General features: G+C 71.2%; 21 protein-coding genes. 4 read left to right on the plus strand and 17 right to left on the minus strand.

The window, feature by feature from the left end; genetic code table 11:
• Nucleotides 1-34: 34 nt before the first annotated feature.
• From AC0L5F_RS08015 to AC0L5F_RS08035, 5 genes are all read right to left on the minus strand, one after another.
• Complete coding sequence (locus AC0L5F_RS08015; RefSeq protein ID WP_473316085.1) at nucleotides 35-2,116, minus strand: acyltransferase family protein; 2,082 nt, start codon at nucleotides 2,114-2,116, stop codon at nucleotides 35-37.
• A gap of 109 nt (nucleotides 2,117-2,225) precedes the next feature.
• Nucleotides 2,226-3,011 carry a type III pantothenate kinase gene (locus tag AC0L5F_RS08020; RefSeq protein WP_473316086.1) on the minus strand — a complete coding sequence of 262 codons (786 nt, stop codon included), beginning with the start codon at nucleotides 3,009-3,011 and terminating at the stop codon, nucleotides 2,226-2,228.
• Nucleotides 3,008-3,442, minus strand: a complete 435-nt coding sequence (gene panD / locus AC0L5F_RS08025; protein ID WP_473316087.1) for an aspartate 1-decarboxylase — start codon at nucleotides 3,440-3,442, stop codon at nucleotides 3,008-3,010. The genes AC0L5F_RS08020 and panD overlap by 4 nt, the downstream gene beginning before the upstream one ends.
• Entirely contained in the window at nucleotides 3,439-4,326 is an 888-nt protein-coding gene (gene panC, locus AC0L5F_RS08030) for a pantoate--beta-alanine ligase (RefSeq protein WP_473316088.1), read from the minus strand. The genes panD and panC overlap by 4 nt, the downstream gene beginning before the upstream one ends.
• A gap of 2 nt (nucleotides 4,327-4,328) precedes the next feature.
• Complete coding sequence (locus tag AC0L5F_RS08035; RefSeq protein ID WP_473316089.1) at nucleotides 4,329-5,258, minus strand: Rossmann-like and DUF2520 domain-containing protein; 930 nt, start codon at nucleotides 5,256-5,258, stop codon at nucleotides 4,329-4,331.
• 151 nt (nucleotides 5,259-5,409) lie between these two features.
• On the opposite strand from AC0L5F_RS08035, the gene AC0L5F_RS08040 reads away from it, so the two are divergent.
• A complete protein-coding gene (locus AC0L5F_RS08040; protein ID WP_473316090.1) occupies nucleotides 5,410-6,891 on the plus strand; it encodes a polysaccharide pyruvyl transferase family protein in 1,482 nt (493 codons plus the stop codon).
• Here the strand turns inward: AC0L5F_RS08040 and AC0L5F_RS08045 are convergent.
• Nucleotides 6,878-9,136, minus strand: coding sequence for a CDP-glycerol glycerophosphotransferase family protein (locus tag AC0L5F_RS08045; RefSeq protein WP_473316091.1), 2,259 nt, complete (start codon nucleotides 9,134-9,136; stop codon nucleotides 6,878-6,880). The two genes, AC0L5F_RS08040 and AC0L5F_RS08045, sit on opposite strands and share 14 nt — an antisense overlap.
• Before the next feature lie 31 nt (nucleotides 9,137-9,167).
• Between AC0L5F_RS08045 and AC0L5F_RS08050 the strand changes: the two genes are divergently transcribed.
• A complete protein-coding gene (locus tag AC0L5F_RS08050) occupies nucleotides 9,168-10,829 on the plus strand; it encodes a DUF885 domain-containing protein (protein WP_473316092.1) in 1,662 nt (553 codons plus the stop codon).
• A 19-nt stretch (nucleotides 10,830-10,848) separates the two neighbouring features.
• On the opposite strand, the gene AC0L5F_RS08055 is transcribed toward AC0L5F_RS08050, so the two are convergent.
• The 11 genes from AC0L5F_RS08055 to dacB all read right to left on the minus strand — a co-directional run bounded on the left by AC0L5F_RS08055 (nucleotide 10,849) and on the right by dacB (nucleotide 20,766).
• The gene (locus AC0L5F_RS08055) at nucleotides 10,849-11,325 is read right to left on the minus strand and encodes a DUF3180 family protein (protein ID WP_473316093.1); all 477 of its coding nucleotides are present in this window, start codon (nucleotides 11,323-11,325) and stop codon (nucleotides 10,849-10,851) included.
• A 30-nt stretch (nucleotides 11,326-11,355) separates the two neighbouring features.
• Nucleotides 11,356-11,919 (minus strand): 2-amino-4-hydroxy-6-hydroxymethyldihydropteridine diphosphokinase, encoded by a 564-nt coding sequence (gene folK, locus AC0L5F_RS08060; protein ID WP_473316094.1) that lies wholly within the window; start codon nucleotides 11,917-11,919, stop codon nucleotides 11,356-11,358.
• A complete protein-coding gene (gene folB, locus AC0L5F_RS08065; protein ID WP_473316095.1) occupies nucleotides 11,916-12,293 on the minus strand; it encodes a dihydroneopterin aldolase in 378 nt (125 codons plus the stop codon). Before folB ends, folK begins: the two co-directional genes overlap by 4 nt.
• The gene (locus AC0L5F_RS08070; RefSeq protein WP_473316096.1) at nucleotides 12,179-12,757 is read right to left on the minus strand and encodes a nuclear transport factor 2 family protein; all 579 of its coding nucleotides are present in this window, start codon (nucleotides 12,755-12,757) and stop codon (nucleotides 12,179-12,181) included. The genes folB and AC0L5F_RS08070 overlap by 115 nt, the downstream gene beginning before the upstream one ends.
• Complete coding sequence (gene folP / locus AC0L5F_RS08075; RefSeq protein ID WP_473316097.1) at nucleotides 12,754-13,590, minus strand: dihydropteroate synthase; 837 nt, start codon at nucleotides 13,588-13,590, stop codon at nucleotides 12,754-12,756. The genes AC0L5F_RS08070 and folP overlap by 4 nt, the downstream gene beginning before the upstream one ends.
• 10 nt (nucleotides 13,591-13,600) lie before the next feature.
• Nucleotides 13,601-14,167 carry a GTP cyclohydrolase I FolE gene (folE, locus tag AC0L5F_RS08080; protein WP_473316098.1) on the minus strand — a complete coding sequence of 189 codons (567 nt, stop codon included), beginning with the start codon at nucleotides 14,165-14,167 and terminating at the stop codon, nucleotides 13,601-13,603.
• Nucleotides 14,164-16,182, minus strand: a complete 2,019-nt coding sequence (ftsH, locus tag AC0L5F_RS08085) for an ATP-dependent zinc metalloprotease FtsH (protein ID WP_473316099.1) — start codon at nucleotides 16,180-16,182, stop codon at nucleotides 14,164-14,166. Before ftsH ends, folE begins: the two co-directional genes overlap by 4 nt.
• Before the next feature lie 108 nt (nucleotides 16,183-16,290).
• Nucleotides 16,291-16,848, minus strand: a complete 558-nt coding sequence (gene hpt, locus AC0L5F_RS08090) for a hypoxanthine phosphoribosyltransferase (RefSeq protein WP_473316100.1) — start codon at nucleotides 16,846-16,848, stop codon at nucleotides 16,291-16,293.
• 439 nt (nucleotides 16,849-17,287) lie between these two features.
• Complete coding sequence (tilS, locus tag AC0L5F_RS08095) at nucleotides 17,288-18,229, minus strand: tRNA lysidine(34) synthetase TilS (protein WP_473316101.1); 942 nt, start codon at nucleotides 18,227-18,229, stop codon at nucleotides 17,288-17,290.
• Nucleotides 18,230-18,260: 31 nt separating this feature from the next.
• Nucleotides 18,261-19,316 carry a zinc-dependent metalloprotease gene (locus AC0L5F_RS08100; RefSeq protein WP_473316102.1) on the minus strand — a complete coding sequence of 352 codons (1,056 nt, stop codon included), beginning with the start codon at nucleotides 19,314-19,316 and terminating at the stop codon, nucleotides 18,261-18,263.
• Nucleotides 19,317-19,344: 28 nt separating this feature from the next.
• Entirely contained in the window at nucleotides 19,345-20,766 is a 1,422-nt protein-coding gene (gene dacB / locus AC0L5F_RS08105) for a D-alanyl-D-alanine carboxypeptidase/D-alanyl-D-alanine endopeptidase (protein WP_473316103.1), read from the minus strand.
• 85 nt (nucleotides 20,767-20,851) lie between these two features.
• On the opposite strand from dacB, the gene AC0L5F_RS08110 reads away from it, so the two are divergent.
• Together AC0L5F_RS08110 and AC0L5F_RS08115 are read left to right on the plus strand one after the other, a co-directional pair.
• The gene (locus AC0L5F_RS08110) at nucleotides 20,852-21,343 is read left to right on the plus strand and encodes an inorganic diphosphatase (RefSeq protein ID WP_473316104.1); all 492 of its coding nucleotides are present in this window, start codon (nucleotides 20,852-20,854) and stop codon (nucleotides 21,341-21,343) included.
• Nucleotides 21,344-21,416: 73 nt separating this feature from the next.
• Nucleotides 21,417-23,189 carry a chloride channel protein gene (locus tag AC0L5F_RS08115; RefSeq protein ID WP_473316105.1) on the plus strand — a complete coding sequence of 591 codons (1,773 nt, stop codon included), beginning with the start codon at nucleotides 21,417-21,419 and terminating at the stop codon, nucleotides 23,187-23,189.
• Nucleotides 23,190-23,224: the final 35 nt, after the last annotated feature.

Below are 23,224 nucleotides of genomic sequence, written 5' to 3' on the forward strand. Positions count from 1 at the left end.
GCGTCGTTCACGAGGGTCAAGCCTAGTCCGGCGATCAGCCGGTCCGTGCAGCGACGGGGACTGTGCTGCGGGCCCGATCGATCGCCTTGTCGATCACCGGCCCCAGGTACGGGGTCAGGGTGCGCGCGTACGTGGCGGTCAGGTGCGAGCCGTCGAAGTACGTGATGACTCCGCCGTTGACGCCGTCGCACGTGGTCGCGGAGCAGAAGTGGTCGTTGAGGTCGACGACGGCGATGCCGGAGATCCCCTTGGCCGCCTCGACCAGCGGATCGGGCGTGACCCAGGCGTCGCGGTCGCCCGAGCACACCGTCTGGTCCTTGGGGTGCTCGACGACGCACTCGGGGATGTTGGCGACGGTGGCGGCGGGATACGGGGTGTCCCGGATGATCAGCACCGGCGTGTCGGTGCTGGCCCACGCGTCGAGGAAGCGCCGCATGCCGTCGACCAGCGGCCGGAAGGTGGTCTTCTCGGTGTAGCCCTGCACCGGGTGGACGCTGCGCTGCGAGGTGATGACCAGGTCGAAGGCGTCGCCGGACGTGGCGGCGAGGGTGGCGTCGCGCCAGCGCTCGCACCCCTCGGTGCGCTCCGGCTTGGCGTAGTCGAGCGGCTCGTCGGTGGTGGTGCAGGCCGTGACCAGGAAGGTGGTGATCGTCAGGTCGTGGGTCCGGGCGAGGTCCTTGAGCGCGGGCAGCCAGTGCGCGGCGTGCGAGTTGCCCACCAGCGCCACCCGCGTGCTGCCCGTGCCGAACGTGCAGCTGCGCGGGTTGGTGTAGGGCGGGCGGGCCATGCATCCGTCGTCGAACGGCGTGGCTCGATCGGCCGATGCCGTGACCGGCGCGGGGATCACGTCGGCATCCGGCACGACGGGGCAGGAGCCCGGGTTGGACAGCGCCGCGGCGCCGTAGCAGTTGTCGGCCGTGACGTTCCCGATCCTGGCCTCGATGTTGCGCTCGGTCAGCTGAACGCCGACGATCTGGGCGGCCGCGATGACGATGACGCCGAACGCACCGACCGCTGCCATCTGGAACGGGCGCTTGGCGGGAGTGGCGGGGTGCGGGATGCGCCAGCGGTTCTCGACGTACTCCACCGTCAGCCAGGACAGCGCGAGCGTGAGCACCACGATGCCGATCTTGTCGGCCAGCAGCAGCGGCTCGCGATTCAACGCGAGCGGGGCCAGCACGAGCAACGGCCAGTGCCACAGGTACACCGAGTACGACGCGTCACCGAGCCACTGGGCGCCGCGCGTGCCGAGCACGACACCTGGTGAGAATCGCTCGCCGCAGGCCGACCAGATGAACAGCATCGACCCGGCGATCGGGAGCAGCGCAGCCGTGCCGGGCCACGCCGTGGAGGCGTTGAACGTCACCGCGGACGCACCGATCATGGCCAGGCCTCCCCAGGCGCCGACGGTGCGGGTCAACGGCATGCGCACCGGGGGGATCCAGGTCGCCAGCAGCCCGCCGGCGGCGAGCTCCCAGATGCGCGTGGTGGTCATGAAGTAGGCGCTGGACGGATCGGCCGCCGTCTGGTGGATGCTGTACGCCAGCGACAGGCCCAGGACGATCGCGATGATGGTGCGGGCCGCGGACCGCACCATCAGCCGGCGACCTGCCAGCACGGTGGCGGCGACGAGCAGCAGCGGCCAGACCAGGTAGAACTGCTCCTCCACGGCCAGCGACCAGTAGTGCTGGACGGGGGTGGGCGAGTTGACCGGCGCCAGGTAGTCGGTGGCCTGCTGGACCAGCAACCAGTTCTCGACGTAGAAGGCCGAGGCGACCGCCTCGTGTGCCGTGCGGATCCAGTCGGTCTGCGGTGCCAGGTAGCGCGAGCCGAACAGCGTCACGCCGAGGACGAGGAAGGCGGCCGGCAGCAGCCGTCGGATGCGACGGCCCCAGAAGGCCACGACGTCGGTGCGGCCTCTGGGCGGGGACGCGAGCAGGTTGCGGGTGATCAGGAATCCGGAGATCACGAAGAAGACGTCGACGCCGACGTAGCCGCCGGGCAGCTGCTCGGGCCACAGGTGATAGGCCACGACCAGGGCGACGGCGACGGCGCGCAGGCCCTGGATGTCGTCGCGACGGTCGTGCATCGGCAGCGCCCGCGAGCTGGCCGTCATGCGCCTGGCCTCGTGCGGGCGTGCCGCACTCGTCCGCACGATCGAACCGAGGCCAGCACGACGCTGATTTTAGAGGTGGGGACGGGGCGAACCTCGGATTGAGACTGCTTCAGTGGTTCTTGTCGTGGACCAGCCGCAGCCCGGTCAGGGTCAGCCACGGGTCTCGCACGGTGATGCGGGTGCACTGGTCGACCACCGCCTCCGGGAACGACCCCGTGACGATCACCGAGACGTGCTCCGGATCGGCGCCGATCGAGTCGACGATGCGGGCGACCATGCCGTCGACCAGACCGGCGAACCCGAACACCGCCCCGGACTGGATCGCCTCGACGGTGTTCTTGCCGACGACGTCACGGGGGGTGGCCAGCTCGACGCTCCGCAGCTGGGCGCCGCGGCGCGACAGCGACTCCAGGGACAGCTCGACGCCGGGGGCGATGGCGCCGCCGACGTAGCGGTTCTGCTCGTCGACGACGTCGAAGATCGTGGCCGTGCCGTTGAGGTCGACCACGATCGCCGGGCCGCCGTAGAGCTCGGCGGCAGCGAGCGCGTTGACGATGCGATCGGCACCGACCTCGCGGGGGTTGTCGGTGTGGATCGGCACGCCGGTGCGCACACCCGGTCCGACGATGGAGACGGGCACGTCGTCGAGGTAGCGGTCCTGCATGGCCCGCAGCTCGATCAGCACCGAGGGGACGGTGCAGCAGACCGCGGCGGCCTCGACACCGCGCAGACCTGACTGGCGCACCAGTCCGGTCAGCAGCAGCCACCACTCGTCGGCCGTGCGTCGGGCGTCGGTGGACACCTGCCAGTGGTCGACCAGCCGATCGCCCACGAACGCCCCGATCGTGGTGTGACTGTTGCTGACGTCGAGGGCGAGCAGGACCCGGTCGGTCACGACCGGGAGACCATGGGGTTCTGCGTGACGTCACCGCGCGTGAGGCCCGAGCCGGGCAGCGCCTCCGCCGGATCGGAGCCGGTGCCGATGATGTGGTTCTCCGAGTCGACGAACACGACGTGCGGCTTGAACGAGCGCGCTTCGGCATCGTCCATCTGGCCGTAGGCGATCAGGATGACCAGGTCACCGGGATGCACCAGCCGGGCGGCCGCGCCGTTGATGCCGATGACACCGGAACCGCGCTCGCCGGCGATCGTGTAGGTCTGGATGCGGGCACCGTTGTCGATGTCGACGATGTGCACGAGCTCGCCGGCCAGCAGGTCGGCGGCGTCGAGCAGGTCCTCGTCGACCGTGACGGATCCGACGTAGTGCAGATCGGCCTGGGTGACGGTGGCTCGGTGGATCTTGGACGTCATCATCGTGCGCATCATGGTCGGGCTCCTGAGTCGGTCGGGACGGCCGCGGCGGGGGCGCCGAGGTCCACGTGGATGTTGTCGATCAGTCGTGGGGTGCCCACCCGCGCCGCCACCAGCAGGCGCGCGGCTCGGCCGGCGACGGGCTCGCCGAGGTCGCCGTCGGTGAGCGCGACGTAGTCGGGCGAGACCTGCTCGTCGTCGAGGACCTCGCGGGCGGCCGCCAGCACGGCGTCGGCTCCGTTGGGTCCGGCGGCAGCGCCGGCCTGCAGGGCGCGGTGCAGCGCCGGCGCACGGCGCCGGTCGTCCGAGCTGAGGTAGACGTTGCGCGAGCTGCGTGCGAGCCCGTCCGGCTCGCGCACCGTGGGGCACCCCACGACCTCGACGCCCATGGCCAGCTCGGCGGCCATCTGTCGGATCAGCACCAGCTGCTGGTAGTCCTTCTCGCCGAACACCGCCACGTCCGGCCGCACCAGGCCGAACAGCTTGGCCACGACCGTCAGCACGCCGCGGAAGTGGGTGGGCCGTGACGCTCCTTCGAGGATCGAGCCCAGCGGTCCCGGGTCGACCGTGACGGTCTCGACCAGGCCGTGCGGATACATCGCGTCGACCTCGGGCGCTAACACGACGTCGACCCCGGCCGCCTCGCACGCCTCGAGGTCGGCGTCGAAGGTGCGCGGGTAGGAGTCGAAGTCCTCGCCCGGCGCGAACTGCGTGGGGTTGACGAAGATCGAGGTGACCAACGTGTCGCCGAGGGGACGAGCGTGCTCCATCAGCTGTCGGTGTCCGTCGTGCAGCGCACCCATGGTGGGCACGAACGCGACGGTGTCACGCTCGGCGCCGGAGCGGCCGACGGCGTCGACCAGCTCGGCCCGGGTGCGGGCGACGGTGGGTGCGGCCATGCTCAGATGCCCGCCGCGATCTCGGCCAGGGTGTCCCAGTCGGCCTCGGCCAGCACCTGACGGATCGAGCCGGCCGACTCCGCGGAGAGGCGGCCGTCGGCAGAGGCGCGTCCGGCCGTGGCCCGCGCCAGCTCCAGGTAGGTGTCGACGGTGGCGTCGGGGACGGCCGCCTCGGCGAAGGCGTCGATGTGGGCTCGCACGGTGGTGACGTCACCCCGGACGACCGGCCCGGTCAGTGCCGCGTCGCCGTAGGCGAGCACGTTGTCGAGCGCGGCGGTGAGCAGCGGGCGCAGCACCGCGGCGGGGTTCTCGGCACCGGCGGCGCGCAGCAGGTCCATCGACTGCGCCACCAGCGTGATGAGGTGGTTGGCGCCGTGCGCCAGACCTGCGTGGTACAGCGCCCGATCGGACTCGGCGACCCACATCGGGGTACCTCCGAACGCGGCGACGAGCTGCTCGGCGAAGGCACGCTCGGACTCGGCCGCCGTGATGCCGAAGACCGGGGTGCGATCGAGGTCGACCGGCGTGCCGGTGAAGGTCATGGCCGGGTGCAGGGCGATGGGCCGAGCGCCGACGCGGGTGAGCGCGGCCAGCGCATCGAGGCCGTGTCGGCCGCTGGTGTGCAGCACGATCTGCCCTGCACGCACCGCACCGGTGGCGGCGAGCTCCTCGGCCACGCGGATCAGGCTGTCGTCGGGCACGGCGAGGAAGACCGCGTCGGCACGCTCGACGACCTGCACGGGCTCGAGCACGTCGACGCCCGGCAGCATCGTCTCGATGCGCAGCCGGGAGGCGGGCGACGCTCCGCTGACTCCGACCAGCTCGTAGCCGGACGCACTGAGCTTGGCGGCCAGGACGGCGCCGACGCGACCGGCCCCGACCACTCCGACGGAGGGGCGAGCAGGCGTGCGGGCAGCAGGCACAGACGTCATGCGATGGCCTTTCAGTTCCAGTCCCGCGAACGGGTACCAGACGTATGAGACGCCACCAGTGTAGACCGCGAGCATCTCGCCGCCAGAGGTTGTCGCTGTGCACTGAGTCACAGCCCGCAGTCGCGACATCGGGGCGTGGAACACTCATCCCATGCCGCGCTTGCTGATCCGGTCGGGCAAGGATCCCTTCACGTCGGTCTCCGCCGAGACCACGCTCACCCAGGACGTGTTCAACAGCAACAGCGGGAACTACCTGTTCCAGCACGCTGTCTGGAAGGCCCTCGCGATCGACGGCACCGAGCTGGTCTCCAACGGCACCCTGTCCGAACGTGCCGTGCCCGCGCGCGGTGACGCTGCGCGCATCAACGACGGGTTCGACCACTTCGTCGTCCCGTTGGCCAACGCCTTCCGTCCTGAGTTCATCGGTCGTCTCGACCGGCTCGGCGACCTGATCGAGCAGCTGACCATCCCGGTGACCGTGACGGGCGTCGGCGCGCAGGCGGCGCATGGTCAGGGCGTGGAGTCGCTCGCCCCGATCGCCGACCAGGTCAAGCGGTTCGTGTCGTTGGTGCTCGACCGGTCCGCGTCGATCGGCGTCCGCGGCCTGTTCACCCGCGACTACCTGGTGCAGCTGGGGTTCCCCGCGGACTCCATCGACGTCATCGGGTGCCCGTCGCTGTTCCTGCACGGCCGCGACTTCACCGTCGAGCGCCGCGTCAACGCCGTCGGGCCGGAGAGCAGGCTCGCGGTCAACCTCACTCCCGAGGTCCCCGGCATCGGCGCGTTCGCCACCGCGCACGCCCAGCGCTACCCCCTCCTGACCTACGTCCCGCAGGACGCCCACGACCTGCGGCTGATGCTGTGGGGGGTGCCGTTCCCCCACGTGCACGACCGCACCGTGCCCGTGCACCTGGACCACCCGCTGTACACCGCCGACCGGATGCGCCTGTTCCTCGACACCTGGACCTGGTACGACTTCCTCGGCGAGCACGAGTTCGCCTACGGCACCCGGTTCCACGGCAACGTCGCAGCGCTGCTGGGTGGCACGCCGGCGATGCTGCTGGCGCACGACTCCCGCACCCTCGAGCTGGCCGAGCACCACCGCATGCCGCATCGCATCATGCCCGAGCTCACCGCCGACATCACCGCCGAAGAGCTCTACGCCGCCACGGACATGACCGACTTCAACGAGGCGATGCCGGGCAACTTCGATCGCTACACCGCCTTCCTCGAGCGCAACGGGCTCGACCACATCTGGTCAGCCGGACGCAGCACCACCGAGTTCGACACCCGGCTCGCCGCGGCGACCTTCCCGCCTCCCGTCCACACCCTGGCCGGCGGGATCGGTGAGGTCGCCAGCAGGCTGCAGTGGCTGCGCGACCTGATGGTGCAGGACATCACCCGCCACCCCGGGCGCTACGAGTACCCGTTCGAGCACCCCCGGTGGAACGGCGGCGGCAGTCGGCACGCCCGGCTGCAGCGCCAGGCCGACGAGGCCCGCGAGGTCCAGAAGCGCAAGATGGACGAGGTCTACGAACGTCTGGAACGCCTGGAGAGGTTCGAGCGCACCACCACGCGAGGCCTCCTGCGCCGGGTGCTCGGCCGCGTCCGCCGCCGCCTCAGTCGTTCCTGAGCACGCCACGGTCGCGCAGAACGGCCTCCACCCGGTCGGCGATGCGTGAGGTGGCGTGCCCGTCGTCGCGGGACGCGAAGCGGGCCACGAACTCCCGGTAGCGTCCGGCCTGCTCGGCCGACAGCGCCTCGAGGTCGCCCAGGTGGTCCGCCACCTCGTCGGTGCTGACGACGACCGGACCGGGTGCGATCCGTTCCAGGTCCAGGTACATGCCGCGGGTCGAGTCCCGGTACTGGGCGAGGTCGGGCGCGAGGAAGATCATCGGCTTGCCCGTCACGCAGAAGTCGAACATCACCGACGAGTAGTCGGTCACCAGCACGTCGGCGGCCAGCATCAGGCCGGGCAGGTCCGGGTGGTCGGTGACGTCGACAGCGTGGGCCACGGCGGAGCGGCCACGCGCCGTGTTGCTGTGACCACGCAGCAGGACCACCGCGTCGTGCACGCGCGCAGCCAGACGCTCCGGGTCGAGGTGGGTGACCAATGCAGCCTGCTTCCTGGCCGTGAGCGCTTCGTCTCGCCACGTGGGGGCGTACAGGACCGCGCGCTGGTGATCGGCGATCCCGAGACTCCTGCGGATCTCGGCGCGACGGTCGGCAGCGTCAGGAGCAACGAGCGCGTCGTCGCGCGGGTAGCCCTCCACCAGCACCTCGCCCTCGAAGCCGAACGCCGCCGGGAAGACCTCGGCCGCGAACGGGTTCTGCGCGAGCAGGAGGTCCCATGCACCGGCCTCGGTGGCCATCAGCGCCCGGTACGACAGCGACAGCGCATCGCCGGGCACGTCGCGCCCGATCCGCTTCAACGGGGTGCCGTGCCAGGTCTGCACGTAGACCTGGCCGGCGCGCTTGGCGAAGTACGCCGGAAAGTGCGCGTTGTTGACCAGCAGCCGTGAACCGGCCAGCGCCTCGTGCCAGGCGCGCGAGTGGATGAGCAGGGGTTCGGCACCGGGCGGCACGGCGACGGCGTGGTCGGTGACGCCCCAGCGCAGCGGCCAGCCGAGGCGGCGGGCCAGCTCGACCGCCAGCGGCTCGACGGAGTCGCCCGCGCCGCGACCGCTGAAGCACAGCGCCAGCACGGCCGGTTCGATCGGACGGTCGCTCACGTGCACCTGCTCGACCAGCGCTCGCTGGTGCAGACGCCCGCGCTCGGCGACCGGCAGCGGCGATCGCACCACCAGCTCGACCTGGCCGTCCCGGACGCCGAGGCGCCACGCTGCCCGTGGCGTCGTTCCGTGCAGGGGCAGCCGCCCTGCGAGGTCGTCGTCGACCCCGACCGACCGGGCCGTTCCATCCGCCGTCAGCACCGCGAGGCGGTAGGTGCCGCTGTCGACCGCCCGTCCGTCGTCGGTCACCAGACCCAGCGCGGCCGCTCCCGAGCCGGTCTGGATCGGAAGACCGCCGAGGCGGCCCTCGGTGACCAGTCGGGCCTGCGGCGACAGCCCGGCCACCTGCAGCGCCACGGCGTCGCCGACACCGTCGACGGAGGTCAGCACGACCCCCGCGTCGGCCGCCACCTGATCCACGGCGACGCGCCGCCGCCGGGACACGCCGCCGGAGACGACCTCGACCTCCAGCTCGGAACCGGGCGCGGGAGCGGGGTCGACGACGACGCGAAAGCCCGACTCGGTGTACGAGCACCAGCGGTCGCCCGAGACGGTGTCGATCAGCGGGTCCGGTGTCATGACGACCTCGAGGGGGTCACGATCGTCGCCGCGGCACAGCCGGACCGACACCCGGTCCTCGCCCGCGTCGAACCGCATGCCGCGCACGAAGGCGGCCCCGCGCACGTGCAGCCGACGTCCGGTGGGCACCTGGTCGAGGGCCAGCCCGAGCACGAGGTCGCCCGGTGACGGCGTGAGCAGCCGAGCGGGGACCTCGTCGCCGAGCAGCGTCAGGTAGCCGGGGCGCGCCAGCCCGGCAGGGTCGTCGCGCACCGAACGGAACGATCTGCCGTGCCGATCGAGATCCACCAGCGCGACGACGAGGTCGTCGCGGCGGTCCTGGGTCACCAGCCACACGGCGATGCGGTCGTGCAGAGGGATCCGGAGCCAGTCGTCGTCGCTCAGTCCGCTCGCGGCGGCGGCGACGACGGTGCGGAGCGCGGCCCAGGCGGCTGCGTCCTCCCGCGGGACGGACCGGACCCGTGGCATCAGGTCCGCGACGCGGCGGACGGCGTCGGGTCGCGCCGGTCGGACGAGGCGGTACAACCGTCCGAGGAGTCGACGCACCAGCAGCAGCGTCCGACGCATGGGCCGAAAGTATCACCGTAGGCTCGGCTCCATGGATGCCGACGAGGTCAGGATGCCCACACCGATCGATCAGCTCGCCGAGGAGTGGCTCGACCAGATGGTCGAGCACGAGCCCGAGCTGCGGGTGCACCTGGGCCGGGACGGCGACCTGTCCGAGTACGCCGACCGCTCCCCCGACGGCCACGCCGCCACCGCGGCCGCAGCTCGCGACATGCTGCGACGGGTAGAGGCGACCGAGGCCACCGACCCGGTCGACCGGGTCACCCGCAGCGAGCTCGTGCGCACGCTCGGTCTGCAGATCGAGATGCACGACGCCGGCTTCTGGCAGCGCGACCTGAATGTCATCGCCTCGCCGGGCCAGGACCTGCGCGACGTCTTCGACCTGATGTCGACCGACTCACCTGACGACTGGGCCGTCGTCGCACGCCGCATGACGCACCTCCCCGCCGCCATGCGGGGCTACGTCGAGTCGCTGCGGGCCGGCATCGCCGCCGACAACGCCCCGGCCGCCCGGCAGGTGCGCGAGGTCGCGCTGCAGGCGCGCAAGCTGGCACGCGCCGACGGGTTCTTCGGCCGGCTGGCCGAGCAGGAGCAGGACCTGCCGCCGGCGATCGTCGCGGACCTGCGCGCCGGCGCCGAGCAGGCCGCGGCCGCCTACGGCGAGCTGGTCCGCTTCCTGGACGAGGACCTGCTGCCGCACGCTCCCGCTGCCGACGGGGTCGGCCGCGACCGCTACGCGCTCGCCTCGCGGTACTTCGTCGGCGCGGAGATCGATCTCGACGAGACGTATGCGTGGGGCGTGGAGGAGCTGGCCCGCATGGTCGCCGAGCAGGAACGGATCGCCGACGAGATCCTGCCGGGTGCGGGGGTGGCCGAGGCGATCGCCCACCTCGACGCCGACCCGTCCAGCAAGCTGCACGGCACGGACGCCCTGCAGGCGTGGATGCAGGAGACCAGCGATCGAGCCGTGGAGGAGCTGGGGCGCACCCACTTCGACATCCCCGAGCGGATGCGCCGGCTGGAGTGCCGGATCGCACCGACCGAGGAGGGCGGCATCTACTACACGCCCCCGAACGAGGACTTCAGCCGCGCCGGCCGCATGTGGTGGAGCGTGCCGGAGGGCATCACCGAGTTCGACACGTGGCGCGAGCTGACGACGGTGTACCACGAGGGCGTCCCCGGCCATCACCTCCAGTGCGGCCTCGCGGTGCACAACAGCGCCGAGCTGAACTCGTGGCGTCGCATGAGCTGGAACTCCGGCCACGGCGAGGGCTGGGCGCTGTACGCCGAACGGTTGATGGCCGATCTGGGCTACCTCGACGAGCCGGCCGACCGTCTCGGCATGCTCGACGGCCAGCGCATGCGCGCCGCCCGCGTGGTGCTCGACCTCGGCGTGCACCTCGGCCTTCCCAAGCCCGACGGGTCAGGTCCGTGGACCGGCGACGACGCCTACCCGTTCCTCGCCCAGCACGTGGCCATGAACGACTCGTTCATCCGCTTCGAGGCCAATCGCTACCTCGGATGGCCGGGCCAGGCACCGTCGTACAAGGTCGGCCAGCGCCTCTGGGAGCAGCTGCGCGACGACTGGGTCGCGATCAACGGCGCCGACCTGAAGCCGTTCCACACCCGCGCGCTGTCGCTCGGCGGCGTCGGCATGGGCACCCTGCGGAGCACGCTTCTCTCCGCCGGTTGAGGTGCCGGGCCACGCCGCTTCAGGCCGGCTCGCCCACGCCGTCGTCGTCATCGTCGTGCGGCACCACGCAGGCACGCTCGAGCAGCAGGGACGCCACCAGCAGGAGCACGCTGGCGAGCGCGGCCACTCCGCCGTGGATGGCACGCTCACGTCCGAGGACGGTGTCGAGGTCGTCGAGGAAGGCGACCGCGAAGCCGGTGTAGAAACCGCCGATCAGCGCCCCGACGGCCGAGCCGGACTTGGCCACCGACAGCATCGTGACGGCGTGCTGCGACGTCATGCGGGACTTGTCGCGGTGCAGGCTCTTCCAGGTGTTGTAGGCCAGCACCCCCACTCCGGCCGCCGCCGCGAACAGCAGCAGCCCGGCGGCCCACGAGATGCGGGGCACGGTGCCGTCCATGCGGACGATGACGGGGGGCGTCAGGACGCCGACGACCAGGCCGAGCGCGAACACCGCGAGAATCCACAGCGCTGAGGTGCGACGCAGGCGGTTCATCGGCGCTCCTGGTTCACGTGCAGCTCGGCGTCACAAGATGATCTCGAGGTCCTCGCGCTTGGTGACGCCCGACGTGTCGACGTCGCCGATGATGTCGGCGACGAAGCCGCGCCCGGGGATCTCGCCCTCAGGGTCGATCTCCAGCCACGGCACCAGCACGAAGCCGCGCTCGTGGGCGCGTGGGTGCGGCAGGACGAGCTGGTCGTCCTCGGCCACGCGCTCACCGACCACGATGATGTCGACGTCGAGGGTGCGGGGGCCGTTGTCCTCGCCGCGCTCGCGCCCGAAGGCGTCCTCGATGGCCAGTGCGCGGTCGAGCAGGGTGTGCACGGTCAAGGTGGTGTCGATCAGGACGACGGCGTTGAGGAAGGTGTCGGAGCCCTCGGGCGCGCCGACCGGCTCGGTCTCGTAGATCGACGAGATCGCGACGACGGTGACCTCAGGGGTGTCCTCGAGCGCCGAGACTGCGCCCTGCAGCTTGTCGAGACGGTCGCCCAGGTTGGAACCGATCGACAGCACGGCCTGGCGGATGGGACGCATCCCACCGGTCATGGTGTCGGCGTCCAGCTCGTACGGGGTGGGCGCTTCGGTCACTGCTTGCTCCGCTCTATCGTGACGGCGACGTCGGAGAACGTCACCGAGATGGGCGCTTCGGGCTTGTGCACCGTCACGCTAACCCATTGGACCGACGGCTCGGCCATCGCCAAGTCCACCATACGGAGCGCCACCGTCTCAATGAGGTCGACCGGGTCGTGCACGATCGCGTCGTGGATGCCCTGGGCCAACGCCCCGTAGTCGACGCTGAGGCTCAGATCGTGCTCCCGCGCGGCCGGACCGAGGTCCAGCCCGAGGCTCACGTCGGCGACGAACGTCTGCCCGTCGCGGCGCTCGTGCTCGAACAGGCCGTGATGCCCGACCGCGGACACGCCCCGCAGGTCGATGCGGTCCAGTCCGTCAGGAATGGCCATGTCAGCTTCTCCTCGAGGTCGTCGAAGGATCCGGAGATCGTGGGGGGAACCGGCGAGGCGTGCCGCAGCCAGAACTTCCACCCGGCCGCGTCGCGCACCAGGACGCTCGTGCTCTGTGCCGTGGCGGCACCGAACGAGGTGGCCGCCGCGATCCCGCCCGGCTGGTCGGGATCGCCGGACAGGATGTTTTCCGTGCAGGTGACCACCGCCGTCTCGGGTGATTCGGAGCCCAGCGGCAGCGTCGTCACCTCGACGTCGGTGAGGAAGAACTGGATGTACCCGATCTGGGACATCAGCACCACCCAGGACCGGACGACCTCGGAGGTGCCGCGCAGGATGGGCGCACCCGGATGGATGCAGGACGTGTCGGGGTCGTCGACCCACAGGGCCTCCATCAGGTCGGCGTCACCGCCCTCGACGGCGTCGTAGAGGGCGCGGTGCGCCTGCAGCGCTGCCTGGCTCACGGCACCTCCCGGGACACGCGGGCCACCACCCGGACGGCGTCGGCCGACGCCACCGGGTCGTGCACGCGCACGCACCACGCGCCGGCCGTGGCGCACAGCGCGGTGATGGCGGCGGTCGCGTGCTCACGGTCGTCGACGGCGCGCAGCACCCCGTCCGTGGCCAGCAGCTCGCCCAGGAACCGCTTGCGGCTGGCCGCCACGAGCACGCGGTGGCCCATGGCGGTGAAGGCGTCGAGGTGGGCGAGCACGGTCCAGTTCTGCTCGCCGGTCTTGCTGAAGCCCAGCCCCGGGTCCACCACGATCCGGTCGGGCTCGATGCCGGCGGCGACGGCCGCATCGACCTGCGCGCCGAGCTCACCCACGACGTCCGGCACGAGGTCGTCGTACCGGGTGTGCTCCTGCATGTGCTCGGAGTGCTCGCGCCAGTGCATCAGCACGACCGGCACGGCGGCGTCGGCCACGACCGGCAGCATCTGCGGATCGGCCCGGCCACCGGACACGTCGTTGACGAGCGCAGCGCCGGCGTCGATCGCCTCGGCCGCCAGGTCCGCTCGCATCGTGTCGACCGACACCGTGATGCCGGCGGCGACCAGACCCTCGATCACCGGGAGGACGCGCCGTCGCTCGGTGTCGGCGTCGACCCGCAGGGCGCCCGGACGGGTCGACTCTCCCCCGACGTCGACCAGGTCGGCACCCGCGGCCACGAGATCGATTCCGTGCTGGACGGCCGTGTCGGCGTCGAGCCACTGTCCACCGTCGGAGAACGAGTCCGGAGTCACGTTCACCACTCCCATGACCAGACATCGGTCCCCAGGCAGGTGGTCCAGGACCATCAGTTGCCCATCAGCGCGCTGTGATGAGGCCCATGGCCTCGGCTCGGGTGGCGGGGTCCCTCAGCTGGCCGCGCACGGCACTGGTGACGGTCTTCGCGCCGCCCTTGCGCACGCCCCGCATCGCCATGCAGAGGTGCTCGGCCTCGATCACCACGATGACGCCGCGGGGCTTGAGGATGTCCACGATGGCCTCGGCGACCTGTGTGGTGAGCCGCTCCTGCACCTGCGGGCGGCGGGCGAACACGTCGACGACCCGGCCGAGCTTGGACAGACCGGTGACCCGGCCGCCCTCGGACGGGATGTAGCCCACGTGCGCGACGCCGAAGAACGGCACCAGGTGGTGCTCGCACATCGACCACATCTCGATGTCCTTGACCAGCACCAGCTCGGAGTGGCCGACGTCGAACTCGGCGGTGAGCACGTCCTCGGGCGTCTGGTCCAGGCCGGCGAGCAGCTCGATGTAGGACTTGGCGACCCGCTGGGGGGTGTCGAGCAGACCTTCGCGATCGGGATCCTCGCCGACGGCGAACAACAGCTCGCGGATCGCCGCCTCGGCACGAGGCAGGTCGACGGTCACGTCAGGTCGTTCCGATCGTGCACGTCCGGTCCGGCCGGTGGAGGGGCGTCCGATCCGCTGTCGGGGCCGACGACCATCGGCGTGCCGTGGCCGTTCTGGTCGCTCGAGCCACGGGAGGCGGCGGCGCCCACCACGGGCGGCACCGACGACGGGACGCGGGTGTCCGATCCGGTCCACGCGGGACGGACCTCACGGCGCCGCAGCGGCTCGAAGATCCGCGCGACCTGCGCCTTGTCGAGGGTCTCCTTGTCCATCAGCTCGAGCACCAGCGCGTCGAGGACGTCGCGGTTGTCGTGCAGGATGTCGAAGGCCTCCTGGTGGGCCGTGGAGATCAGGCGGTTGATCTCCTCGTCGACGATGGCGGCCACCGACTCCGAGTAGTTGCGCGTGTGCCCGATGTCGCGGCCGAGGAACGGCTGGCCCTCGGTCTCGCCCAGCTGCACGGCGCCGAGGCGCTCGGTCATGCCGTACTGCGTGACCATGGCTCGCGCCACGCTGGTGGCCTTCTCGATGTCGTTGCCCGCACCCGTGGTGGGGTCGTGGAACACCAGCTCCTCGGCGGCGCGGCCGCCGAGCATGTAGGCGAGCTTGTCGAGCAGCTCGGCCCGGGTCTGGCTGTACTTGTCCTCGTCGGGCAGCACCATGGTGTAGCCCAGTGCACGCCCGCGCGGCAGGATCGTGATCTTGTGCACGGGGTCGCTCTGGGGCAGCGCGGCGGCGACGAGTGCGTGTCCGCCCTCGTGGTACGCCGTGATCAGGCGTTCCTTCTCGTTCATCAGGCGGCTGCGGCGCTGCGGGCCGGACATGACGCGGTCGATCGCCTCGTCGAGGCTGGCGTCGTCGATGACCTTGGAGTTGTTGCGGGCCGTGAGCAACGCGGCCTCGTTGAGCACGTTGGCGAGGTCGGCGCCGCTGAAGCCCGGGGTCCGGCGAGCGACGGCCTCCAGGTCGACGCCCGGGCCGATGGGCTTGCCGCGCGAGTGCACCTTGAGGATCTGGGTACGGCCGGCGAGGTCGGGGGCGTCGACGCCGATCTGGCGGTCGAAGCGACCGGGGCGCAGCAGCGCCGGGTCGAGCACGTCGGGCCGGTTGGTGGCAGCGATCAGGATGACCCCGCCGCGGACGTCGAAGCCGTCCATCTCCACCAGCAGCTGGTTGAGGGTCTGCTCGCGCTCGTCGTGGCCGCCGCCCATGCCAGTGCCGCGGTGACGACCGACCGCGTCGATCTCGTCGATGAACACGATGGCCGGGGCGTTCTCCTTGGCCTGCTCGAACAGGTCGCGCACGCGGCTGGCGCCGACACCGACGAACATCTCGACGAAGTCCGAGCCGGAGATGGAGTAGAACGGCACGCCGGCCTCACCGGCCACCGCGCGGGCCAGCAGGGTCTTGCCGGTGCCGGGCGGGCCGTAGAGCAGCACACCCTTGGGGATCTTGGCCCCGACCGCCTGGAACTTGGCCGGCTCGGCCAGGAACTCCTTGATCTCGCCGAGCTCCTCGATGGCCTCGTCACACCCTGCGACGTCGGCGAACGTGGTCTTGGGGGTGTCCTTGCTCATGAGCTTCGCCTTGGACTTGGCGAACTGCATGACGCGCCCGCCACCACCCTGGGCGTTGTTCATGATCCACAGGAAGAACAGCAGGAACAGCACGAACGGCACGATCGAGAGCAGGATGCCGCCCAGGGAGGTGCCGGAGGCGACCTCGACGTTGAAGCTCTTGAGCTTCTTCTCCTGCTCCAGCGTCTCGGCGCGGCTGACCAGCGACTCACCCTGACCCAGCAGGAACTTGGACTTGACCTTGGTGTCGTCCTCGAGCGTGGCGCGGATGGCCTGGTCGCCGTCGACGAACGTGACCTCCTTGACCTTGCCGGCATCGAGATAGCCGATCATGGTCGCCGTCTTGACCTCCTTGTAGCCGTCCTGGCCCGAGGAGAAGTTGATGGCCGTGAGCACCACGATGGCGATGACGACGATCCAGAGCCAGGGGCCCTTGACGAGGCTTTTGAGGTTCATGTGCGGTGGGCGTGGAAGAGTCCACTCCTCCTTGTGCTGGTGGGAATAACGACGGTACAGGGTCGAGCATCACCCCGTGAGGGAGCGGCCCGGTCGCGCAGGCAGCGCTCAGGAGTAGACGTGGGGTGCCAACGTCGCGATGCACCGCAGGTTGCGGTACTTCTCGGCGTAGTCGAGGCCGTAGCCCACGACGAAGGCGTTGGGGATGTCGAAGCCGACGTACTTGACCTCGATGTCGGTCTGCACGGCGTCGGGCTTGCGCAGCAACGTGGCGATCTCGACCGAGGCCGGGCCGCGCGACCGCAGGTTGGTGATGAGCCACGACAGCGTCAGGCCGGTGTCGATGATGTCCTCGACGATCAGCACGTCGCGTCCCTGCAGGTCGGTGTCCAGATCCTTGAGGATCCGCACGACGCCGGACGACTTGGTGCCCGAGCCGTACGACGACACCGCCATCCAGTCCATCTCGATGTGCCGGTCGAGGCTGCGGGCGAGGTCGGCCATCACCATGACCGCGCCGCGGAGCACGCCGACCAGCAGCAGATCCTTGCCTGCGTAGTCGCGTTCGATCTCTCCGGCGATCTCCTTGAGCCGCGCGAGGATCTGCTCCTCGGTGAACAGGGTCTGGTCGAGCTCGAGGTCGCCTTCGACGTGCACGTGGTCCACAGCCTCAGCCTCCCATATCCACGCACACGCCGTGCGCTCGGAGGCCGCGCGAACCACAGCCGGGCAGCTCGCGGTGGCCCCGCCTCGGTCGCTCGTTCCTCGCTCCCGGTCCCTAGCGAAGCGTGAGCGGAGCGAAGGGCACAGTCGGCCGCAAGCGGCCTCCTTGGCGAGCAGGGTCTGTTCGCCAGGGAGCGCAGCGACCGTGAGCGCAGCGAGGCGAACCACACCCGGACGGCTCGCGGTGGCCCGGCCCGCGAGCAGGCTGTTCGCCAGGGAGCGCAGCGACCGTGAGCGCAGCGAGGCGAACCACGCCCGGACGGCTCGCGGTGGCCCGGCCCGCGAGCAGGCTGTTCGCCAGGGAGTGCAGCGACCGTGAGCGCAGCGAGGCGAACCACACCCGGACGGCTCGCGGAGGCCACGCTCGGTCACTGGAGGCGCGTCAGGGGGTGGGCGCGAAGGTGAGGCGGCCGTCGGACCGCCGGCAGGAGACACCGCCGGGCAGCTCGACGCGCTGCTGGCCGTGCCAGTCGGTGACCAGCCGGTCGAGCTCGCGCAGGTGGCCCGCGCTGAGCTCGTCGCCGCGGGCACCGGCCGCCAGCGCGAGCCGGCGCAACACCCGTGAGCGGATCGGCGGTGCCAGGTCGGCGAGGTCGGCGACCACGTCGGTGTGGGCGGCCGCGGCCAGACCGTCCAGGTGGTCGACGTCGGCGCGCAGCTGCTCGGCCGTGCGCGCCAGGGCGTCGGCCACTCCCCCGCCGAGCACGTCCTCCAGCAACGGCAGGACGTCGCGCCGCAGGCGGACCCGACGAAAGGCCGGGTCGACGTTGTGCGGGTCGTCCCACCAGGTGAGTCCGTGCGCCCGGCAGATCTGCTCGGTGACATCTCGACCCAGCCCGAGGAAGGGTCTGCGGAAGACCCCCGAACGTGGCGCCATCCCGGCGATCGACCGTGGCCCCGATCCCCGCCCCAGCCCGAGCAGCACCGTCTCGGCCTGGTCGTCGCGGGTGTGGGCCAGGAGCACCGCGTCGACCGGCTCGCGGGTCAGCACGGCCAGCCGTGCCGACCGGGCAGCCGCCTCCGGGCCACCGCGCCCGGTGACGTCGACCGCCTCGACGCGAGCCCGCACTCCCAGGCCCGTCAGCTGCTCGACCGCGCGCCGCGCGACCTCGGCGGAGCCGTCCTGCAGACGGTGGTCCACGACGATCGCCGACAGGTCGAGACCGGCCGCTCCGGTGACGAACGACGCCACGGCGGCGAGCGCCAGGGAGTCCGCGCCGCCCGACACCCCGACCACCACGCGACTGCCGGGCGCGAGGTCGGCGAGCGCGGTGCGCACGGCGATGCGTGCGGTCGCGACCGCCGGGTCCAACGCTCCGCCCATGGTCAGTGATCCCGTCGGTCAGACCCGAGGCTCAGGCATGGACGCGCGCCACCCAGCTGGCGGGGTCGAGGATCTCGGTGCGGGTCGGCAGGTGCTCGGGCCCCGACCACACGGCGTTGAACCCCTCCATGCCCACGGTGTCGATCGCGTGCCGCACGAACACCGCACCGTCCCGGTACTGGCGCATCTTCGCCTCGAGGCCGAGCAGCCGGCGGATCAGGCGGTCGACCCCGCCGGAGCCCTTGCGTCGTTGCGTGAACTTGCGCCGGATCTGCGCCACGGTGGGGATCACCTCGGGCCCGACGTCGTCCATCACCACGTCGGCGTGGCCCTCGAGCAACGACATGACACCGGTCATCTGGTCGACGATCGCGCTCTGCCGCTCGTTCTGGAACATCGAGGCCAGCGAGGCGTCCTGATCACCCTTGGCGATCTTGACCCCCTCGGCGAGAGCGTGCTGCACCATCGAGGAGAGCGCCTGCGGATCGAGGTCGGTGGCGTCGACGAACTCCTCCATCAACCCCCGCAGATGCGACCGCAGCCACGGCACTCCGGTGAACTGCACCCGGTGCGTCTCCTCGTGCAGGCAGACCCAGAGCCGGAAGTCGTGCGGGTCGACGTCCAGCTGGCGCTCGACCGTGACGATGTTCGGAGCGACGAGCAGCAACCGGCCGCCCTCGCCGCGAGGTCCGGTCCAGAAGGGGTCGAACTGACCCAGCACCTTCGACGACATGAACGACATCAGCGCGCCGAGCTCGGCACCGCTGACCTTCTCGCCGAGCCGCCTGGACCGCCCGGTGGGCATCTTCGAGCTCGCGGCGAGCTTGGCGTTGATGGGCTCCATCACCAGCTGGAAGGTGGACAGGTTGGCCTCGACCCAGCGGGGCCGGTCGACCACCAGCACCGGCGAGGGTGCGCCCAGCGCGTGGGTGGTGTGCAGACCGGTGAACTCGCGCACCGGCGCCTCGGACCTGGCCGCTCCGGCGCGCAGCTCCGCCACGGCGTCGGCGATCTCACCCGGTGACATCTCGGGCCCCGGGCGTGCCAGCCGCGTGGCCGTGGCCTGCGCGAGCTTCCAGTCGATCATGCGACCACGGTACGGCCCCGTGCCGCGGTCAGCCGCAGGTGCAACCGGCGATCGCGGAGGCGACGGCGTCCACGGCGTCCTGTGCGGCCAGCGCCCTGGTCCGGTCCGAGTCGTCGACCATCACGGCGAACACGACCGGGCGCCCGTCGGCGTCGAGCGCGTAGCCGGCCAGCGAGTGGACGCCCGTGAGGGTGCCGGTCTTGGCCCGCACCAGGCCGCGCGCAGCGCGATCGAACCGCAGCGCCAGGGTTCCGCTGAAGCCGCTGACCGGCAGGTCGTCGACGAGCGCAGCGCCCTTCGGCGTGGTCAGTGCCGTGCGGACGACCTCCACGAGCGTCGTCGGGGTGATCCGGTTGCGCCGCGACAGTCCGCTGCCGTCGAACAGGGTCAGCCCCTCGGTGTCGACCCCGGCAGCCTGCAGCGCCGTGATGACGGCAGCCGTGCCGCCCTCGAAGGTCGCCGGGGCGCCGGTCGCGACGGCCAGCTGGCGCAGCATGACCTCGGCTGCCTGGTTGTCGCTGGTGCGGATCAACGTCTCGACGATCTGCGCGACCGTGGCGCTGCGCACGGTGGCCAGCGTGGGACCGTCGGCCGGAGCCTTGGTGCTGGCGGGTTCGCCGGTCACGGTGATGCCGGACTTCTTCAGCAGCGCGACGAAGCGATCGGCGGCAGCGCGTGCGGGGTCGCGCGCGCGGATGCCGCTGGTGACGCCCTGGTCGACCCACAGGGCGCTGACGGGGGTCACGACGTTGTCGGGGACGTAGGAGTCCTCCCAGCCCGGGCTGATCGACGGCCCGGTGAAGAGGCTGGCGTCGTAGCCCAGGCGTACGGTCGTGCGACCGGCCGCCTTCAACGTCTCGGCGGTCCGTTCGGCGAGCGTGGACAGCTCGGCCCGCTCGACCCGGTCCGAGCCCTTGCCGCGCGTGGCGGTCAGGTACGGGTCTCCGCCGCCGACCAGGACGACCTGGCCACCGGCGTCGACCACCGTGGTCGAGAACCGGGTCTGCGGGTCGATCGTGGTGAGGGCGGCCAACCCGGTCAGGAGCTTGGTGGTCGACGCGGGGACGAACGTGCCGGTCCCGACCGCACGGACCGGGCCGTCCGCCGCGGGTGCAGACGCGGCGAACCCGATGTGCGGGCCGAGGACCGAGTCGGTGAGGGGCACGTCCACGGCGGACAGCACGGCGTCGAGGTCGACTGGCGAGGAGGTGGGCGTGGGGTCCGGCGCCACCGCCGGGACGTCGGCGGCCATCAGCCCCTCGGGCGCGATGACGTTGTCCGGACCGCAGTCGCCTCCACAGATGACGGAGTTCAACCGCCCGTCCTGCCACGCCGTGCGGCCACCGACCGCGACAGCGCCCAGGAGCGCCACGATCACCAGCACCGCGAGCACACGGGTGCCGCGACGACCTCGTCGGTCGGGCACCCTGCTGGCCCTCGCACCTGCCACGTGCGCCAGACTATAGACACCCGAACCATTGGCACCGCTGCCCGTCTTGGCGGACGCGGCGTGCACTCGAGCCCGAGGAGGCCCCGTGATCTTTGACGTCACCGTCGAGATTCCCAAGGGCGAACGCAACAAGTACGAGGTCGACCACGCCACGCACCGCATCCGCCTCGACCGCACGCTGTTCACCTCGACCCAGTACCCCGCCGACTACGGGTTCATCGACGACAGCCTCGGCCTCGACAGCGACCCGCTCGACGCCCTCGTGCTGCTTCCCTCGCCCACGTTCCCCGGCTGTGTCATCACCTGCCGCGCCATCGGCATGTTCCGCATGACCGACGAGGCCGGTGGAGACGACAAGGTGCTGTGCGTGCCCGCCACGGATCCGCGTCAGGAGCACCTGCGCGACATCCACCACGTCCCCGAGTTCGACCGACTCGAGATCGAGCACTTCTTCACGGTCTACAAGGACCTCGAGCCCGGCAAGTCGGTCGAGGGTTCGGTGTGGACGGGCCGCGTCGAGGCCGAGGCCGAGATCGAGGCCAGCTTCGCCCGCTTCAAGGCCAACGGCGGCTACTGAGATCAGTGCGGCACCAGGCTCCGGGAGCGCGGCGGTTGCCGCGCCGACCGGCGTCACCCGCGCGCTCTCCGCAGTGCGCACCACCCGGTACGGGCTGGTCGGCATGGCGCTGGCCGTCGGCGCCGGCGCCGGCCTCGGAGCGATCGCCTTCCGCTGGCTGATCGAGCACATGACCCTGCTGTTCACGGGTCGCAAGGACTACGCCGGCCTGGGCCGCGTCGCCCATCCAGACCTGCCGGCTCTCGGTCCGTACTTCGTGGTCCTGGCACCTGTCGTGGCCGGCCTTCTCTACGGCCCGCTGGTGTACCGCTTCGCCCGAGAGGCCCGGGGACACGGAGTCCCCGAGGTCATGTACGCGGTCGCACGCCGCGGCGGACGCATCCAGCCGCGGGTCGCCGTGGTCAAGGCGCTGGCGTCCGCCCTGTGCATCGGCGGCGGCGGGTCGGTCGGGCGCGAGGGCCCGATCGTCCAGATCGGCTCGGCCCTCGGCTCGACGCTCGGGGCGGTCGTCAAGGTCGACGAGGCCCGCATGAAGCTGCTGGTCGCCTGCGGCGCTGCCGGCGGCATCGCGGCCACGTTCAACGCACCTCTGGCGGGCGTGTTCTTCGCGATGGAGCTGATCTTGCTCAACTTCGCTGCCGAGTCGTTCGGGATGGTGGTCATCTCGGCCGTCACCGCCAGCGTCATCGGGCGGGCGGCGCTGGGCGACGATCCGTTCCTGTCGTTGCCGACCTTCACGGTCGATCACGTCCAGCAGTACGGCCTGTTCGCCGCCCTCGGGCTGATCGCGGGACTGGCGGGCGTGGTCTTCACCCGGGTGCTGTACGCCATCGAGGACGCCTGCGACTGGGCGTGGCGCGGGCCCGAGTGGCTGCGGCCGGCCGTCGGAGGCCTGCTCCTGGGTGGCCTGCTGCTCGCGCTTCCGGAAATGTACGGAGTCGGGTATCCCGTGCTGTCCGACGGCGTCGCCGGCCAGTACTCGATCCTTTTCCTCCTGGTCTTGCTCGTGGGCAAGATGGTGGCGTCGAGCCTCACGATCGGCATCGGCGGGTCCGGCGGGGTGTTCGCTCCGAGCCTGTTCATCGGCGCGATGCTGGGCGCCGCATTCGGACAGACCGCCGGCCACCTGCTGCCGTCGATCGCCGGACCGGCCGGCACCTATGCACTGCTGGGCATGGGAGCGGTGTTCGCGGGTGCGGCTCGAGCACCGATCACGGCCGTGGTGATCATGTTCGAGCTCACCGGCGAGTACACGATCATCCTGCCGCTGATGCTGGCGATCGCGCTGGCCACCGGCGTCAGCCACCTGGTCTCGCGCGAGACCATCTACACGCTCAAGCTGAGCCGACGAGGCGTCGACCTCTCCGCCGATCCGGTCGCCTCAGCGCTGGTGGGGCTGACGGTCGCCGACGTCGCGACCCCCATCGGACCGACGGTCGTCGGCACGGTCACCGCACTGGAGGCCAGCCGCACCTGGCCCGCCGACAGTCCGTCGCAGCGCGTCGTCGTCGACGAGGACGGCACCTACCTCGGGGTCATCTCGATTCGCGCGCTGGTCGAGGCACGCTCGGACGGCGAGCACGATGCGGTCGAGATCGCGCGCCTGTGCGACCACCCCGAGCCGGTGAGCACCGACGACCGGCTCGCCGACGCCGTCGCCGTGCTCGACGCCTCCGACCGTCCGCTCCCCGTCGTCGACGCCGATCGCGCCGTGGTGGGCTGGCTGAGTCACCGAGCGGTGCTCGGCGCGATGCGCAGCTCGGAGTCAGCTCGACCACACGAGCGTCGAGCAGCCGCGACCCATGGGCACCGAGCGGTGCTCGGCGCGATGCGACCGACGCCCTGAGCACAGGAACCAAGCGCGGCTCGGGCCATCGCTGG

This window comes from Aeromicrobium sp. 10G20-16 (assembly GCF_055809665.1).